This is a genomic window from Collimonas sp. GW821-FHT07E08 (assembly GCF_059418905.1).
On record NZ_JBWKQR010000024.1, the window covers coordinates 1 to 15,720 of the forward strand.

The following is a 15,720-nucleotide window of genomic DNA, read 5'->3' on the forward strand; positions in this document are numbered from 1 at the left end:
TCACAAATCAGCCTCTTTTCTACTTCAGCTGCTTCGCTCATTTCGCGTCGTTCTCAACGGGAGGCGAACTATAGCAAACCATTTCCCCCTATGGCAAGCGATTTGTTAAAGATTTTTAAAAACAGGTAAACGCTTTCCAAGGAAGGCCTGCATGCCTTCTTTTTGATCCTCTGTGGCGAAGGTGCTGTGGAACAGGCGGCGCTCATACTGGACGCCTTCCGCCAGGGTGGTTTCGTAGGCGCGATTGACCGATTCCTTGATCATCATGACTGCCGGCAACGACATGGAGGAAATCACGATCGCCGCTTCCAGCGCTTCCTGCAACAGCCTGTCCAGCGGAACCACGCGCGACACCAGGCCCACGCGCTCAGCCTCGGTGGCGTCCATCATGCGTGCGGTCAGGCACATGTCCATTGCCTTCGATTTCGATACTGCGCGCGGCAAGCGCTGGGTGCCGCCGGCGCCGGGGATGATGCCCAGCTTGATTTCCGGCTGGCCGAACTTGGCATTGTCGGCAGCAATGATGAAGTCGCACATCATGGCCAGTTCACAGCCGCCGCCCAGGGCGAAACCCGCCACGGCGGCAATCACCGGCTTGCGCACGCTGCGGATCGTCTCCCAGTTGCGGGTGATGTAGTCGCCCTTGAACACATCCATGTAACTCAGCCCGGCCATGCCGCCAATGTCGGCGCCGGCGGCAAATGCTTTCTCGCTGCCGGTCAGGACGATGCAGCCGATCTCGGGATCAGCGTCGAATTTCAGCAAAGCTTCGCCCAGCTCGCTCATCAGCTGATCGTTCAGGGCATTCAGAGCCTTGGGACGATTCAGGTGGATGATGCCGACTTTTCCCTGTGTTTCAACCAGAATGTTTTCGTATGTCATTGCAGATCCCATTTATTTACTTGAGTCGAATAAACTTAATTGTAGCGCCGCTATATAAGAGATAGGATGGTTATAGCCCGGATACTTTACAAACAGCCAAGGAATCTTCCTGCTCGCAAACTGTCTATACATTTAAGCAAGGCTGAATCATGGCCAAGTACCAAGCATCTCGGCACCAGGCCTATATATTACCGACACGATTACCGACAAGATCGCTCGATTTTGACCGACACCCCTTTTTCAACCAGAAGGAGGCAAGCCATGTTCAAAACCATTCTTGTACCTACCGACGGCTCTCATTTGTCGGACAAGGCCATCAATACAGCGATTGAATTTGCCAAATTCAGCAGCGGCAAGATCATTGCCCTCTCGGTTGCAGAACCTTATCCGTTCTCGCCGATGGCTGAAAGCACCATGGCCACCGACCCTGGCACCTATGAAGAAAACATGCTGGCGCTAGCCAAGCTCAATGTACAAAAAGTCGCCGACGCCGCCAAGAATGCCGGCGTTCCCTGCGAAATGCTGACGGCGCAAGCCTTCAATCCCGACGAGGAAATCATCAACGCCGCCGAGAAATACCATTGCGATGCGATTTTCATGGCGTCGCACGGGCGCAGCGGCCTGAGCCGGCTGTTCCTGGGCAGCAAAACCCAGCGGGTGCTGGCCCATTCCACGATTCCAGTACTGGTCCTGCGCTAAATCGCCCTCGGCGCCAGCCGGCGCCGAACCTGGTTTCCTTAGCGCGCGGCCGCCAGCTTTGGCAGCAACAGCCACATCATGCCGCGCTGCTTCATCTTGCCGGCCTTGTCGCCGGCCTCGTTGCCGAAACCCCAGAAGAAGTCGGCCCTTACCGCGCCTTTGATGGCGCCGCCGGTATCCTGCGCCATCACCAGCTGCTGCAGCGGCACATTGTTATTCGGCTGCGTCGTCGCCAGGAATACCGGCGTGCCCAGCGGCACGAACTGCGGATCCACCGCGATCGAGCGCAGCGGCGTCAGCGGCACGCCTTGCGCGCCTTTCGGCCCCTTGCTCGGATCGACCACTTTTTCTTCTTTGAAGAACACATAGCTGGGATTGGCATTCAGCAGCTCCTGCTGCCGGCCCGGGTTGGCCGCCAGCCAGGCTTTGATTCCCTGCGCCGAGGCCTGGGCCAGGGTCAGCTCGCCTTTGTCGACCAGGTAGCGGCCGATCGATTTGTAGGGATAGCCGTTCTGATCGGCATAAGCAACCCGCACGACACTGCTGCCGTCATTCAGCTGGACCCGGCCGGAACCCTGCACCTGCAGGAAAAACGCATCGACAGGATCGTCCACCCACAGGATTTCCTTGCCGGCCAGGGCCCCGGACTTGTCCAGTTCGGCCCGGTTCGGATAAGGCAGCACCTTATTGCCGACCAGGCGGCCGCGCAAGCGCAGGCCCTTCAGTTCGGGATAAATGCTCGCCAGCTCGACCGTCAGCAAATCCTCCGGCGCCCGGTAAATCGGCGTCTGGTAAGGGCCGCCGCGCTTGCGCGATCCTTTCAACAAGGGTTCGTAATACCCGGTGACCAAGCCATTGTCGCTGCCGTCGGGATTGATAACCTGATAAGGCGTGAAAAAGGACTCGAAAAACGTCCGTATCGCATTTTCATTGCCGCCATCCAGGCTGGCCGCCACTGCACAAGGTTCTTTCCAGTCGCTTTTACGCGCCTGGGTCGAACATGAGGTCAGGAAAGCAGGCAATGCCTGGCGCAGGTCGTCGCTGCCCCAGCCCGGCAGGGCGGCAAAGGTTACAGCGCGTAAATTGGCGCCGGGCGCGGCGGAAGGCGCAGTCGGCGTGCCCGGCTGGCGCGGTGCTTCCGGCGCGGGAGCGGTGACTGGGGTGGTAGTACAGGCAGCTAGGCTGAGTGCGATGATTAAGGCAGCAGAAGCGGGTAGACTGATACGTTTAAATGGCATTTAGGATTCTTTATGTGGTTAGTGGCTCTCGAAGCGTGTTTCGCTTTCTTGTTATTTGCATTCATTGTCTGGTGGACCATGTTTTCCGGCCGCAAGCCGGACCAGAAGCCGCCCGCCAAACCGTTACCACCAAAAGACGACGGCAAGGACCAATAGTTCAATACGCCATGCGTCAATGCAGGGTGCGCGGCAAGGACAGGATGAACTCCGGAATCCGCGCCTCGAACTGTTCGCCGTCTTCAGCCACGCAGAAATACTCTCCCGTCATCGAGCCTTGCGGCGTCGCCATCGAAGTGCCGCTGGTGTACTCGAACTGCTCGCCCGGCTGCAGCAAAGGCTGGTGGCCGACCACGCCCAGGCCGCGCACTTCTTCGACATGGTTGTTGGCGTCGGTGATCACCCAGTGGCGCGAAATCAGCTGGGCAGCGACTTGCCCGGTGTTCTTGATCGTGATCGCATAGGCAAACACATAGTGCGAACTGTCAGGCTGGGACTGCTCTTCCAGGTACTGGGTTTTGACGGAAACGGTAAATTCATAGGCGGCCATGCTGATTTCCTCGATTAATACTGCAGACACCATATATAACTAGCAGGTCATTGCACACGAATTTCCCCCGCGACGCAAGCTGCAAGGAAGCCAGGAGCAAGGCGAAAGGGTAAAATAGCGCTCTTTTTAGCGCCCTTCCCTGGATTGCCCGCCATGCCAACCTATCGTATCGCCCCCAGTATCCTTTCCGCCGATTTTGCCCGCCTGGGCGAAGAAGTACGCAATGTCGTGCGCGACGGCGCCGACATGATCCATTTCGACGTGATGGACAACCATTACGTTCCCAACCTGACCATCGGCCCGCTGGTGCTGGAAGCAATCAGGCCGCATGTGCAGGTGCCGATCGATGTCCACCTGATGGTCAGGCCGGTAGACCGTATCATTCCCGACTTCGCCAAGGCCGGCGCCAACATCATTACTTTCCACCCGGAAGCATCGGACCACGTCGACCGTTCGCTGCAGCTGATACGCGACAACGGCTGCAAGGCCGGCCTGGTGTTCAATCCGGCCACGCCGCTGCATTACCTCGATTACGTCATGGACAAGATCGACATCATCCTGATCATGTCGGTCAACCCGGGTTTCGGCGGCCAGTCGTTCATCCCGGAAGCGCTCAAGAAAATCGCCGAAGCGCGCCAGCGGATCGACGCTTCGGGCCGCGAGATCATGCTGGAGGTGGACGGCGGCATCAAGGTCGACAATATCGCCGCTGCCGCCAAGGCCGGCGCCGACACCTTTGTCGCCGGCTCGGCCATCTTCGGCAAGCCTGACTACAAGGCCGTGATCGACAACATGCGCACCCAGCTGGCAAGCGCATGAACGCGGCAGCGCCAGCAATCGTTGCACTGAAAGGCATCGCTGCCGCCATCATCGACCTCGACGGCACCATGCTGGACACGGCGCCGGATTTCCAGGTCGCCGTCAACCGCATGCGCGCCGAGCTGGACCTAGCGCCGCTGACGCAGCAGACAATCGTCGATTTTGTCGGCAAGGGCAGCGAAAACCTGATCCGGCGCGTGCTCGGCGTCGATTATCCGGCGCCCGAAGTAGAGCAGCGTTTCAGCGCGGCGCTGGACTCGTACCAAAGCCACTATGCGGTCGTCAACGGCAGTTACGCCACGCTTTACCCAGGCGTGGTGGACGGCTTGCAAGCCATGCGCGACAAAGGCCTGCGGCTGGCCTGCGTCACCAACAAGCCGCTGGCGTTTGCCGAAGCCTTGCTGGAGAAAACCGGCTTGCGCGGTTATTTCGAGGTGGTCTACGGCGGCGATTCCTTCCCGCTGAAAAAACCCGACCCGATGCCGCTGCTGGCGGTATGCGCCGATTTCCAGCTGCAACCGGCGCAGGTAGTCGCTATCGGCGATTCCAGCAACGACGCCCAGGCTGCCCGCGCCGCCGGCTGTCCGGTATTTAACGTGCCCTACGGATACAATCACGGCGAGTCTATACAAAATGTCGATTCCGATGGTATAGTCGCCTCACTGCTCGTTGCAGCACAACACATAAGTCACTGACTGCTTTATCAAACCACTCATGTTTCTCGACAAAAAACACTCCGTCTACCTGGCCGCTCCTGAGGCCTGGCTATGGCGACGCTGGCAATCCTGGGCTAACTAAGTCCGTAGATCGCCGCTGCCTGCTGCTCCTGCGGCATTAAAACGCAGGCAACGTTTTTTGTAGTGCACCACCGCTGTCTTACAATAGCGGCCTGGAGAGAAACAATGACCGAACTCGAATTCAAATCGCTGGCCACGCAAGGCTACAACCGCATCCCATTGATCGCAGAAGCTTTTGCCGATCTTGAAACGCCGCTGACGCTGTACCTGAAGCTGGCGCAAACCCAGCAGACCGGCAAAAACACCTTCCTGCTGGAATCGGTAGTCGGCGGCGAACGTTTCGGCCGCTACTCCTTCATCGGCTTGCCGGCCAGCACGCTGCTGCGCAGCTACGGCACACGCATCGAAGTACTCAAGAACGACAAGGTCATCGAAAGCCGTGAGGGCAATCCGCTCGATTTCATCGCTGAATTCCAGTCGCGCTATAAAGTGGCGCTGCGCCCCGGCCTGCCGCGCTTTTGCGGCGGCCTGGCCGGCTACTTCGGCTACGACACGGTGCGCCATATCGAAAAGCGCCTGGCCAATTCGACGCCCAAGGACGATCTCGGCCTGCCTGACATCCAGCTGCTGCTGACGGAAGAGCTGGCGGTGATCGACAACCTGTCCGGCAAGCTGTACCTGATCGTGTATGCCGACCCGACCCAGCCGGAAGCATTCTCCAAAGGCCGCCAGCGCCTGAAAGACTTGCGCAACATGCTGCGCCGCCCGGCCGACGCGCCGGTCACGTCGGCTTCGGTGCGCACCGAAACCATCCGCGAATTCAAGAAAGACGATTACCTGAAAGCCGTGGCCAAGGCCCAGGAATACGTCATGGCCGGCGACCTGATGCAGGTCCAGATCGGCCAGCGCATCAAGAAACCGTACGTCGATTCGCCGCTGATGCTGTATCGCGCCTTGCGCTCGCTGAATCCGTCGCCGTACATGTATTTCTACAATTTCGGCGACATGCAGATTGTCGGCGCTTCGCCGGAAATCCTGGTGCGCAACGAACAGACCTCGGCGCCGAAAGCCGACGGCGAAGCCAAGCGCAAAGTCACCATCCGTCCCCTGGCAGGCACCCGTCCGCGCGGCGCCACCCCGGAGCAGGATGCGCAGCTGGCCACCGAATTGCTGGCAGACCCGAAAGAAATCGCCGAACACGTGATGCTGATCGACCTGGCGCGCAACGACATCGGCCGCATCGCCGAAACCGGCAGCGTCAAGGTCACCGACCAGATGGTGATCGAAAAGTATTCGCATGTGCAGCACATCGTTTCCAATGTCGAAGGCGAACTCAAGTCCGGCCTGTCCAACCTGGACGTGCTGAAAGCCACCTTCCCGGCCGGCACCCTGTCCGGCGCGCCGAAAGTGCGGGCGATGGAAATCATCGACGAACTGGAACTGACCAAGCGTGGCATCTACGGCGGCGCCTGCGGCTACCTGTCATTCGGCGGCGAAATGGATGTCGCCATCGCAATCCGTACCGGCGTCATCAAGGATGGCATGCTGTACGTACAAGCTGCTGCCGGCATCGTCGCCGATTCGGTGCCTGAAATGGAATGGCAAGAAACTGAAAACAAGGCGCGCGCAGTCCTGCGTGCAGCGGAGCAGGTGCAAGACGGTCTGGATGGAGAAATCTGATCCGGCCATGGCCGGACTGCTACCCCATCCCCTGGAGAATGGCTGCTGTCGTCAGATTTTCAGCGGCGGCGTGCCTTCCTTGAACAGCTGCTTGAGCTGGGTATGCAATTCTGGCGTGTCGGTGTGGCCGTGAACGCTTACTGCGTGCTGGACTGCCGCCGCCAGCAATTCGTCGTCGTTATCTGCGGCGATCGCCACTGAACAGTTGGTGTCGCTCTTGAATTCGCGGCAGTCGATGTATTTGCGTGCCATGGTGAACTCCTTCATTGCAGCAATGTGGTTGCGCAAATCCGATGCACACAAACGGCCTGCTGCGAGCTCGCTTGACAATAAATCTTAGGAATCAAGCAGGCGTTTGTCAACGCAGCACTGGCATTTGGTTTGCCCCTTGCCAATATTGGCAATCGACAACCACGGCGGCCCGCTGTGTCCAGGCGCGCTATTTGGATAAAATCAAACCGGTTCCGATATTTCCGTTTATGATCATGATTATTGCCACGCTTTGCCGCCACGACGCTATACTTTGCATCAACGACATGTGCTTGCACTAAGCTTACCTATCTCCATAGATGAATATACCCCGCCTCACTGCCAACTTTATCCAGCGTGCGATTCCGCAGCTGCGATGGCGTCCCTAGACCAAGGTTGGTGGAAAGCCAAAACCACACCGCGCCCTGTAATCCAGGGCTGAGTTTGTGTCGCCCGCAAGATCTTTGTGATTGTGTTGCAGCAACAGGACAACTTGGCAAGCAACCATATCGCGGGCAGAATTCCCAAATAAAATCAATGGGCTGGAACTACTATGCTGCTAATGATCGACAACTACGACTCCTTCACCTATAACCTGGTGCAATATTTCGGTGAACTTGGTGAAGATGTCCGTACCTTCCGCAATGACGAAATCACGCTCGAAGAAATCAATGCACTGAAACCTGACCGTATCTGCCTGTCGCCAGGTCCCTGCAGCCCGAAAGAAGCCGGCATCTGCGTCGACTTGCTGCAGCAGTTCGCCGGCAAGCTGCCGATACTCGGTGTTTGCCTTGGCCATCAAGCGATCGGCGAAGCGTTCGGCGGCAAAGTAATCCGCGCCCAGCAAGTCATGCATGGCAAGACCTCGCCAATCAACCACACCGGGGTCGGCGTATTCAAGGATCTGCCCAACCCGTTTACGGTGATTCGCTATCATTCGCTGGCCATCGAACGCAACTCGATACCGGACTGCCTGGAAATCACGGCATGGACCGACGACGGAGAAATCATGGGGGTCCGGCACAAGGACTACGATATCGAAGGCGTGCAATTCCATCCGGAATCGATCTTGTCGGAGCATGGCCACGCCTTGCTGCGTAATTTTGTTCAAAGAGCCGTTTGAACGCTTAGCGCCGGCGCATCAATCGCAAACAAGGCACCGTCCTCCTAATCGCTAGCAAGGAAATCATGCCAATCACCGAACAAGAAGCCCTGTTGCGCTGCATCGAGCACCGCGAAATCTTTCACGATGAAATGCTGTCGCTGTTCCGCCGCATCATGAAGGGTGAAATGTCGCCGCTCATGATTGCGGCGCTGACCATGGGCCTGCGCGTCAAAAAAGAAACCATAGGCGAAATCGCCGCAGCGGCGCAGGTCATGCGCGAGTTCGCCACGCCCGTTCCCTGCCGCGACACCGCCAACCTGGTGGATATCGTCGGCACCGGCGGCGACGGTGCGCAAACCTTCAATATCTCGACCGCCTCCATGTTTGTCGCCGCCGCCGCCGGCGCGCGGGTCGCCAAGCATGGCGGCCGCAGCGTATCGTCATCGTCCGGCAGCGCCGATGTGCTGGAATCGCTTGGCGCCATTATCAACCTGACGCCTGCGCAGGTAGCCGAGTCGATAGAACAGACCGGCATCGGTTTCATGTTCGCGCCGAACCACCACGCAGCGATGAAGCATGCAGCGCCGGTACGCAAGGAACTCGGCGTGCGCACCATCTTTAATATCCTTGGCCCCCTGACCAACCCGGCCGGCGCGCCGAATATCCTGATGGGCGTATTCCACGCCGACCTGGTCGGGATCCAGGTGCGCGTGCTGCAGCGGCTGGGCGCGCAGCATGCCATCGTGGTGTGGGGCCGCGACAATATGGATGAAGTCTCGCTGGGCGCCGGCACCATGGTGGGTGAACTGGTGAACGGCGAAATCCGCGAATACGAAATCCATCCGGAAGATTTCGGCATGCAGATGATCGCCAGCCGCAACCTGAAAGTGTCGAATTCGACGGAATCGAAGCAGAAAGTGCTGGAAGCGCTGGAAGACCAGCCGGGCCCGGCACGCGACATCGTCGCCATCAATGCCGGCACTGCCTTATATGCCGCCGGCGTCGCCAGTTCGATTGCGGACGGGCTGGAGACAGCGCGCGCCGTCATCGCTTCCGGCGCGGCCAAAGCCAAACTCGATCAATTCGTGCAAGCCACGCAAGCCATCGCTGCCGCCGGTTGAGGGCAAGCGCAGTAAAGGAAACGCACCATGTCTGACATCTTGAATAAAATCCTGGCGGTCAAAGCCGATGAAATCGCCGCGGCAAAAAAACAGCAAGACTTCGCCAGCCTGCGCCGCGAAGTAGAGTCGGACGCAGAGGCGCGCGCCGCCTTGCGTGGCTACGAAGCCGCCCTGCGCGCAAAAATCGCCGCTGGCCGCGCCGGCGTGATTGCCGAAGTCAAGAAAGCTTCGCCGTCCAAAGGCGTGATCCGGGCAGACTTCCGGCCGGCCGACATCGCCGTCGACTACGCGGCCCATGGCGCAGCGTGCCTGTCGGTACTCACCGATATCCAGTTTTTCCAGGGCTCGCCCGACTACCTGAAACAGGCGCGCGCCGCATGCGAGCTGCCAGCCCTGCGCAAGGATTTCATGATCGATGCGTATCAGGTATACCAGGCGCGTTCCTGGGGCGCCGATGCGATCCTGCTGATCGTGGCGGCGCTGGACCATGGATTGATGGCGGAAATGGAAGCTGTCGCCCACGAGCTGGGCATGAGCGTGCTGGTGGAAGTGCACAATGCGGACGAACTGCAGGCGGCGTTGAAACTGAAAACCGGCCTGCTCGGCATCAACAACCGCAACCTGCGCACCTTCGACACCTCGCTGCAAAACACCCTGGACCTGCTGCCGCAGATACCGGCAGACAAGCTGGTGGTCACCGAATCCGGCATCCACACCCGCGACGACGTCAAACGCATGCGCGACGCCGGCGTCAATGCTTTCCTGGTGGGAGAGGCGTTCATGCGCGCGCCGCAGCCTGGCGTCGAGCTAGGCCGCCTGTTCGATAACTGAAGCCCGGCGCCTGGCGCAGACGCCAGGCGGCAAGGTCAAAATGCCGGAATCAGTGAACCCTTGAATTCCGTTTCGATAAAATTGCGCACCTGTGCCGACTGATAGGCTTTGACCAGTTTCTTCACCCACGGTTTATCTTTATCCTCCGCCCGCGTGGCGATCAGGTTGGCGTAAGGCCCTTTGGCATCCTCCACCGCGATCGCATCGCGCTGCAATGACAAACCTGCCTTCACCGCGTAATCGTTGTTGACCGATGCCGCCGCCAGGTCGTCCAGCGAACGCGGCAATTGCGCGGCGTCCAGTTCCACCAGCTTCAACTTCTTGGGGTTCGAGACCACGTCCAGCGGCGTCGCGTTGACGCCATTTTCGCCGACACCCGCTTTCAGCTTGATCAAACCCGCCTTCTGCAACAGCAGCAAGGCCCGGTTGCCGTTCGATGGATCGTTCTGGATGCCTATGCTGGCGCCCTGCGGCAGCTGGTCGACATTCTTGTATTTCTTTGAATAGATCCCCAGCGGCGCCGTGATGGTCAGGGCCACCGGCACGATCTTGTAACTCCTGGCCTTGATCTGGCTGTCGAGGAAAGGCTTGTGCTGGAATGCATTGGCGTCCAGGTCGCCGGCGGCCAGCGCCTCATTCGGCTGCAGGTAATCGCTGAAAGTAATCACCTGGATATCCAGGCCCTCTTGCGCCGCCACTTTCTTCACCACTTCAAAAGTCTGCTCGGCATTGCCGACCGAGACGCCGACCTTGATCCTGGTTTTGTCCTGTGCATGGGCGGTGGCGATGCTGGCTGCCAGCAGTAACACCGGCAAGGTCTTGAGGATGAGGCGATGCATTTTTTCTCCGGGACGAATATGTTGGCCAGGATGCTGGCGATAAAACACGATATTCACACAAGCCCCGGCAAGCGCTAACGAACGATTTCGCATGTCGATATGTCTCAAGTAAAGCCTGATTGAGATTCATTTCCATTTTATCCATATAATGAGTTGTCAGCCGGACGATCCCGGCGCGACGCGACGACAACTTGAAGTATTTTTGGAGGTTTTTTGATGCGCGCTATCTATCATGTGGTCACCGCAACATGTTTCAGCTTGTCGATGCTGGGCGGCGACGCCTTGGCGGCAAGCCCGCTCAAACAATATTCGGTGCGCGACTTCTTCCGCAATCCGGAGCAAAGCGGTTTCCAGATTTCTCCCAACGGCAAATACATCAGCTTCATGCAACCCTGGAAGGGCCGCATGAACATCTTTGTCAGGACCGTCGGTTCAGACGCCGCGCCGCTGCGCATCACCTCCGAGGAAGCGCGCGACATCAGCGGCTACTTCTGGAAAGGCGACGACCACATCCTGTTCGCCAAGGACTTCGGCGGCGATGAGAATTTCCACGTGGTGTCGGTGGGCCGCGACGGCAAGGGCCTGAAAGACCTGACGCCCTACCCCAAGGCCAGGGCCCAGATCGTCGACGACCTGGAAGACAACAAGGATGAAATCCTGGTCAGCCACAACAAGCGCGATCCCGAAGTGTTCGATGTCTACCGCGTCAACGTCAAGAGCGGCGCCGAAAAGCTGGTGGCCAAGAATCCCGGCAACATCCAGGGCTGGATCACCGACCACGACGGCAAGGTCAGGGCCGCCACCACGTCCGACGGCGTCAACACCAGCCTGCTGTATCGCGCCACCGAAAGCGCGCCGTTCAAGACCGTGCTGACGACCTCGTTCAAGGATTCGGTCGACCCGCTGTTCTTCACCTTCGACAACAAGAAACTGTATGTATCGTCCAACCTCGGCCGCGATAAAAAAGCGATCGTGATCCTAGATCCCGAAACCGCCAAGGAAGAAGAGCTGCTGTATGAAAACCCCGAGGTCGACGTCGAAGGCCTTGCTTACTCCAGGAAACGCAAGGTGCTCACCGAGATCAGCTACACCACCTGGAAAACCCAGTACAAATTCCTCGATGCGCAAAGCGAAGCCCTGCATAAAACCCTGCAGGAAAAACTGCCCGGCTACGAAGTCATCACGCAGTCCCACACCAAGGACGAGTCGACCTGGATCGTGGCTGCCTACAATGACCGCACCCAAGGCAGCCGCTACCTGTTCGACAGCAAGAGCGGCACGCTGACCAAGCTGGCCGAGATCAATCCCGCCATCGCCGAGCAGGACATGGCGGAAATGAAGCCGGTGCAATACAAGGCGCGCGACGGCCTGCTGATCAACGGCTACCTGACCCTGCCGCTGGGCAAAGACCCGAAGAACCTGCCGGTGATCGTCAATCCGCACGGCGGCCCGTGGGTGCGCGATGTCTGGGGCTACAATCCGGAAGTGCAGCTGCTGGCCAACCGCGGCTACGCCGTGCTGCAGATGAACTACCGCGGCTCGACTGGCTATGGCCGCCAGTTCTGGGAAGCGTCGTTCAAGCAATGGGGCAAGACCATGCAGGACGACATCACCGACAGCGTGCAATGGCTGGTCAAGCAAGGCATTGCCGATCCGAAGCGGGTGGCGATCTACGGCGGCTCCTACGGCGGTTATGCGACGCTGGCCGGGGTCGCCTTCACGCCTGACCTGTACGCGGCGGCAGTCGACTACGTCGGCGTCTCCAACATGTTCACCTTCATGAAGACCATCCCGCCGTACTGGAAACCCTTCCTCGACCAGATGTACGAGATGGTCGGCGATCCGGTCAAGGACAAGGAGCTGCTGACGGCGGTCTCGCCGGCCCTGCATACCGACCGCATCAAGACGCCGCTGTTCGTGGCGCAGGGCGCCAACGATCCGCGCGTCAACAAGGCCGAGTCGGACCAGATCGTCGAAAACCTGCGCAAGCGCGGCGTGCCGGTCGAATACATGGTGAAGGACAACGAGGGCCACGGCTTCCACAATGAAGAAAACCGCTTCGATTTTTATACGGCGATGGAAGGATTCCTGTCCAAGCATTTGACGCCGCAATAAAAGCCGGTTGCCGGAGCATGGCGGACGGCCGGAAACGGTGGTCCGCCATTTTTATTTCCGGCGCCGGCGAATGAGGCCTGGCAAATCCTGCGCACGGAAAAAATATCCTTCTGCCCGGCTTTCGATACTGTTTCTCGACAAATCCGCATGACGGGCTGTCTAAGAAACAAATTTTTAGTATGTTTAATAAACAAATAAATCCATTTTGCAATCAATAAATCCTTATATAACAATGTGTTATGTGAATTTATTTTCGAAATAATTGTAAATTTAAGTTTTTTACTATACATTACCACTCAACTAAAACAATCCTGGGCGGCAACAACCGCCGCCGCAGACCGCGGCGTCTGCCCAGGACAATGCTTGCCACGGCTTGCAGGAAGAGATCATGAGACCAACGATTCGGGATATCGCATCCGCAGCGAACGTATCCATAGGCACCGTATCGCGCGCCTTGAAAAAACAGCCCGGCCTGACCGAACAGACGCGCATCCATGTACAAAAGATCGCCAGCCAGCTGGGCTACAACGAATCCAACCTGCGCCAGGGGAAAATCCGGCGCCTGACTTTCCTGCTGCATCGCCAGCACAACAATTTTGTCGCCAGCCCGTTTTTTTCGCATGTGCTGCACGGCGTGGAAACCGCCTGCCGCGAACGCAGCATCGTACCCACCGTATTGTCGATCGGCCCGGCTGACAATGTGATGGAACAGATCCGCCTGCACGAACCCGACGCGCTGGCGGTGGCCGGCTTCATGGAGCCGGAAGTGCTGGAACTGCTGACCCAGACCGGCAAGCCGGTGGTGCTGATCGATTTGTGGGCGCCCGGTTTCCGCTCCATCAATTCAGACAACCTGGGCGGCGCCCTGGCCGCTACCCGCCACTTGATCGCGCTTGGCCGCAAACGGCTGGCCTTCATCAGCGGACCGCTGTCGCACTACAGTATCGCGCAGCGCGCGCTGGGTTACCGCCAGGCGCTGTTCGAGGCCGGCCGCCTGTTCGATCCGCGGCTGGAAGTCACCTTGCTGCCCGGCCCGGAACTCCACCTGCATGCCGCCGCCGCAATGCAAAGCCTGCTGCAATCCGATTCTCCGCCTGACGCCGTGTTCTGCTACAACGACGCCACCGCGCTGGCCGTCATGAGCGTATGCCAGGCGCGCGGCTTGCGGATTCCCGAAGATATCGCGATTGTCGGCTTCGACAATATCGACGCCGCCACCAGCGCCACCCCGCCGCTGACCACGCTGGCCGTGGACAAGGAAGCCTTGGGCAAACTGGGCATCAAGCTGCTGCTGGAAGACACGCTCGTACAACCCGAAGTGATGCTGCCGGTGGAGCTGATCCAGCGCGCCAGCACGCTGGGCAACTGATCCGCTACCGCCATGAACATGCTTGAACCGACCGCAATGCCTAAAGCCGAATTCCGCAATCCCGCTTTCCTGTTGCAGCACATCCGCGACACCATGCGTTTCTATCACCCGGCTGCGCTCGATCCTTCCGGCGGCTTCTATCACTTCTTCAAGGACGACGGCAGCATCTACGACAGCGAAACCCGGCACCTGGTCAGCAGCACCCGCTTCATCTTCAACTACGCCATGGCCTACCGCCAGTTCGGCGACGCCGCTTACCTGGATGCGCTGAAGCACGGGTTGGCGTTCCTGCGCGATGTGCACTGGGATCCGCTGCACAAGGGCTACGACTGGACCCTGTCATGGAAAGACGGCCGCAAGCAGGTGCTGGATCCGACCCGCCACTGCTACGGCCTGGCGTTCGTCATGCTGGCTTACGCACATGCCTTGATGGCCGGCGTCGCAAGCGCAAGGAAAGACCTGCACCAGACCTACGATTTGCTCGAACAGCATTTTTGGGAAGCAAGCGCAGGCCTGTATGCCGACGAGGCCAGCGCCGACTGGCAGCTGCAAAGCTATCGCGGCCAGAACGCCAACATGCACATGACCGAGGCGCTGCTGGCAGCCTATGAAGCCAGCGGCGATGCGAAATTCCTGGATCGCGCGGAAACCGTGGCGCGCAATATCACCTTGCGCCAGGCTGCGCTCAGCAACGACCTGGTCTGGGAACACTACCACCAGGACTGGACCCCGGACTGGAACTACAACAAGGAAGACAGCAGCAACATTTTCCGCCCGTGGGGCTTCCAGCCCGGCCATCACACCGAGTGGGCCAAGCTGCTGCTGATCCTGGAACGGCACCGGCCGCAAGACTGGCTGCTGCCGCGCGCTATCGAACTGTTCGACGCCGGTCTCGACGCCGCCTGGGACATCGATTGCGGCGGCATCTACTACGGCTTCGCGCCGGACGGCGTGATCTGCGACCAGGACAAGTATTTCTGGGTCCAGGCAGAAAGCTTCGCCGCTGCCGCCCTGCTCGCCAAACGCACCGGCAAGAACCGTTTCTGGGACTGGTACGAACATATCTGGCAGTACAGCTGGCAACACTTCGTCGATCACCAGCATGGCGCCTGGTACCGCATCCTGACGCGCGACAACCGCAAGTATGGCGACGAAAAAAGCCCAGCCGGCAAGACCGACTATCACACCATGGGCGCTTGTTATGAAGTGCTGGGCGCCTTGTCCGAACCATGAATCTGTAGCAGCACACGCGGCGCAAACGCCGCGTCCCCGGAGGAAACCGAACTACCGCCGACCTTGAATCCGTCGATCCTGTCGACAGCATTTTTCTCTTGAACATCTCTTGATACGCGGCGCTATCCAGGCGCCGCGCCGGGCCGGCTCACGCCCGGATTCTGGCAATGCCGGCTTTACCGGCAACCGCATTTGTAGCAGGCAGGTGTACCCGATTGCCCGGTCCGAACCGGGCGGCGATTATAAGGAGGAACAA

The 15,720-nt window shown here is 59.0% G+C and carries 15 protein-coding genes; 10 read left to right on the forward strand and 5 right to left on the reverse strand.

Annotation, left to right across the window (positions count from 1 at the left end; translation table 11 throughout):
• Positions 1-105: 105 nt before the first annotated feature.
• On the reverse strand, positions 106-882 hold the full coding sequence (locus AC07RZ_RS22625) for an enoyl-CoA hydratase (protein ID WP_144741796.1): 777 nt from the start codon (positions 880-882) through the stop codon (positions 106-108).
• A 261-nt stretch (positions 883-1,143) separates the two neighbouring features.
• On the opposite strand from AC07RZ_RS22625, the gene AC07RZ_RS22630 reads away from it, so the two are divergent.
• Positions 1,144-1,581, forward strand: a complete 438-nt coding sequence (locus AC07RZ_RS22630; protein ID WP_092395047.1) for a universal stress protein — start codon at positions 1,144-1,146, stop codon at positions 1,579-1,581.
• A gap of 38 nt (positions 1,582-1,619) precedes the next feature.
• On the opposite strand, the gene mltA is transcribed toward AC07RZ_RS22630, so the two are convergent.
• Positions 1,620-2,819: a murein transglycosylase A gene (mltA, locus tag AC07RZ_RS22635; protein WP_494669671.1), complete on the reverse strand. Its 1,200-nt coding sequence runs from the start codon at positions 2,817-2,819 to the stop codon at positions 1,620-1,622.
• 172 nt (positions 2,820-2,991) lie between these two features.
• Positions 2,992-3,366, reverse strand: a complete 375-nt coding sequence (gene apaG / locus AC07RZ_RS22640) for a Co2+/Mg2+ efflux facilitator ApaG/CorD (protein WP_014004694.1) — start codon at positions 3,364-3,366, stop codon at positions 2,992-2,994.
• Positions 3,367-3,519: 153 nt separating this feature from the next.
• On the opposite strand from apaG, the gene rpe reads away from it, so the two are divergent.
• The 3 genes from rpe (at position 3,520) to trpE (ending at position 6,602) form a co-directional block, all read left to right on the forward strand.
• On the forward strand, positions 3,520-4,185 hold the full coding sequence (gene rpe / locus AC07RZ_RS22645) for a ribulose-phosphate 3-epimerase (RefSeq protein ID WP_092395041.1): 666 nt from the start codon (positions 3,520-3,522) through the stop codon (positions 4,183-4,185).
• Positions 4,182-4,880, forward strand: coding sequence for a phosphoglycolate phosphatase (locus tag AC07RZ_RS22650; RefSeq protein ID WP_144741802.1), 699 nt, complete (start codon positions 4,182-4,184; stop codon positions 4,878-4,880). Before rpe ends, AC07RZ_RS22650 begins: the two co-directional genes overlap by 4 nt.
• A gap of 207 nt (positions 4,881-5,087) precedes the next feature.
• On the forward strand, positions 5,088-6,602 hold the full coding sequence (gene trpE, locus AC07RZ_RS22655) for an anthranilate synthase component I (RefSeq protein ID WP_494669672.1): 1,515 nt from the start codon (positions 5,088-5,090) through the stop codon (positions 6,600-6,602).
• A gap of 51 nt (positions 6,603-6,653) precedes the next feature.
• On the opposite strand, the gene AC07RZ_RS22660 is transcribed toward trpE, so the two are convergent.
• Positions 6,654-6,854 carry a DUF1059 domain-containing protein gene (locus AC07RZ_RS22660; RefSeq protein ID WP_494669673.1) on the reverse strand — a complete coding sequence of 67 codons (201 nt, stop codon included), beginning with the start codon at positions 6,852-6,854 and terminating at the stop codon, positions 6,654-6,656.
• Positions 6,855-7,404: 550 nt separating this feature from the next.
• Between AC07RZ_RS22660 and AC07RZ_RS22665 the strand changes: the two genes are divergently transcribed.
• The 3 genes from AC07RZ_RS22665 to trpC all read left to right on the forward strand — a co-directional run bounded on the left by AC07RZ_RS22665 (position 7,405) and on the right by trpC (position 9,908).
• Positions 7,405-7,974: an aminodeoxychorismate/anthranilate synthase component II gene (locus AC07RZ_RS22665; RefSeq protein ID WP_092395032.1), complete on the forward strand. Its 570-nt coding sequence runs from the start codon at positions 7,405-7,407 to the stop codon at positions 7,972-7,974.
• A 65-nt stretch (positions 7,975-8,039) separates the two neighbouring features.
• Positions 8,040-9,077, forward strand: a complete 1,038-nt coding sequence (gene trpD, locus AC07RZ_RS22670) for an anthranilate phosphoribosyltransferase (RefSeq protein ID WP_144741899.1) — start codon at positions 8,040-8,042, stop codon at positions 9,075-9,077.
• Between the two features lie 27 nt (positions 9,078-9,104).
• Entirely contained in the window at positions 9,105-9,908 is an 804-nt protein-coding gene (gene trpC, locus AC07RZ_RS22675) for an indole-3-glycerol phosphate synthase TrpC (RefSeq protein ID WP_494669674.1), read from the forward strand.
• 35 nt (positions 9,909-9,943) lie between these two features.
• Here trpC and AC07RZ_RS22680 read toward each other — a convergent pair whose 3' ends face one another.
• Positions 9,944-10,747: a MetQ/NlpA family ABC transporter substrate-binding protein gene (locus AC07RZ_RS22680; RefSeq protein WP_494669675.1), complete on the reverse strand. Its 804-nt coding sequence runs from the start codon at positions 10,745-10,747 to the stop codon at positions 9,944-9,946.
• A 225-nt stretch (positions 10,748-10,972) separates the two neighbouring features.
• Between AC07RZ_RS22680 and AC07RZ_RS22685 the strand changes: the two genes are divergently transcribed.
• The 3 genes from AC07RZ_RS22685 to AC07RZ_RS22695 all read left to right on the forward strand — a co-directional run bounded on the left by AC07RZ_RS22685 (position 10,973) and on the right by AC07RZ_RS22695 (position 15,464).
• On the forward strand, positions 10,973-12,862 hold the full coding sequence (locus AC07RZ_RS22685) for a S9 family peptidase (RefSeq protein ID WP_494669700.1): 1,890 nt from the start codon (positions 10,973-10,975) through the stop codon (positions 12,860-12,862).
• A gap of 388 nt (positions 12,863-13,250) precedes the next feature.
• Positions 13,251-14,231: a LacI family DNA-binding transcriptional regulator gene (locus tag AC07RZ_RS22690; protein WP_092395020.1), complete on the forward strand. Its 981-nt coding sequence runs from the start codon at positions 13,251-13,253 to the stop codon at positions 14,229-14,231.
• 12 nt (positions 14,232-14,243) lie between these two features.
• Positions 14,244-15,464, forward strand: a complete 1,221-nt coding sequence (locus tag AC07RZ_RS22695) for an AGE family epimerase/isomerase (RefSeq protein WP_494669676.1) — start codon at positions 14,244-14,246, stop codon at positions 15,462-15,464.
• Positions 15,465-15,720: the final 256 nt, after the last annotated feature.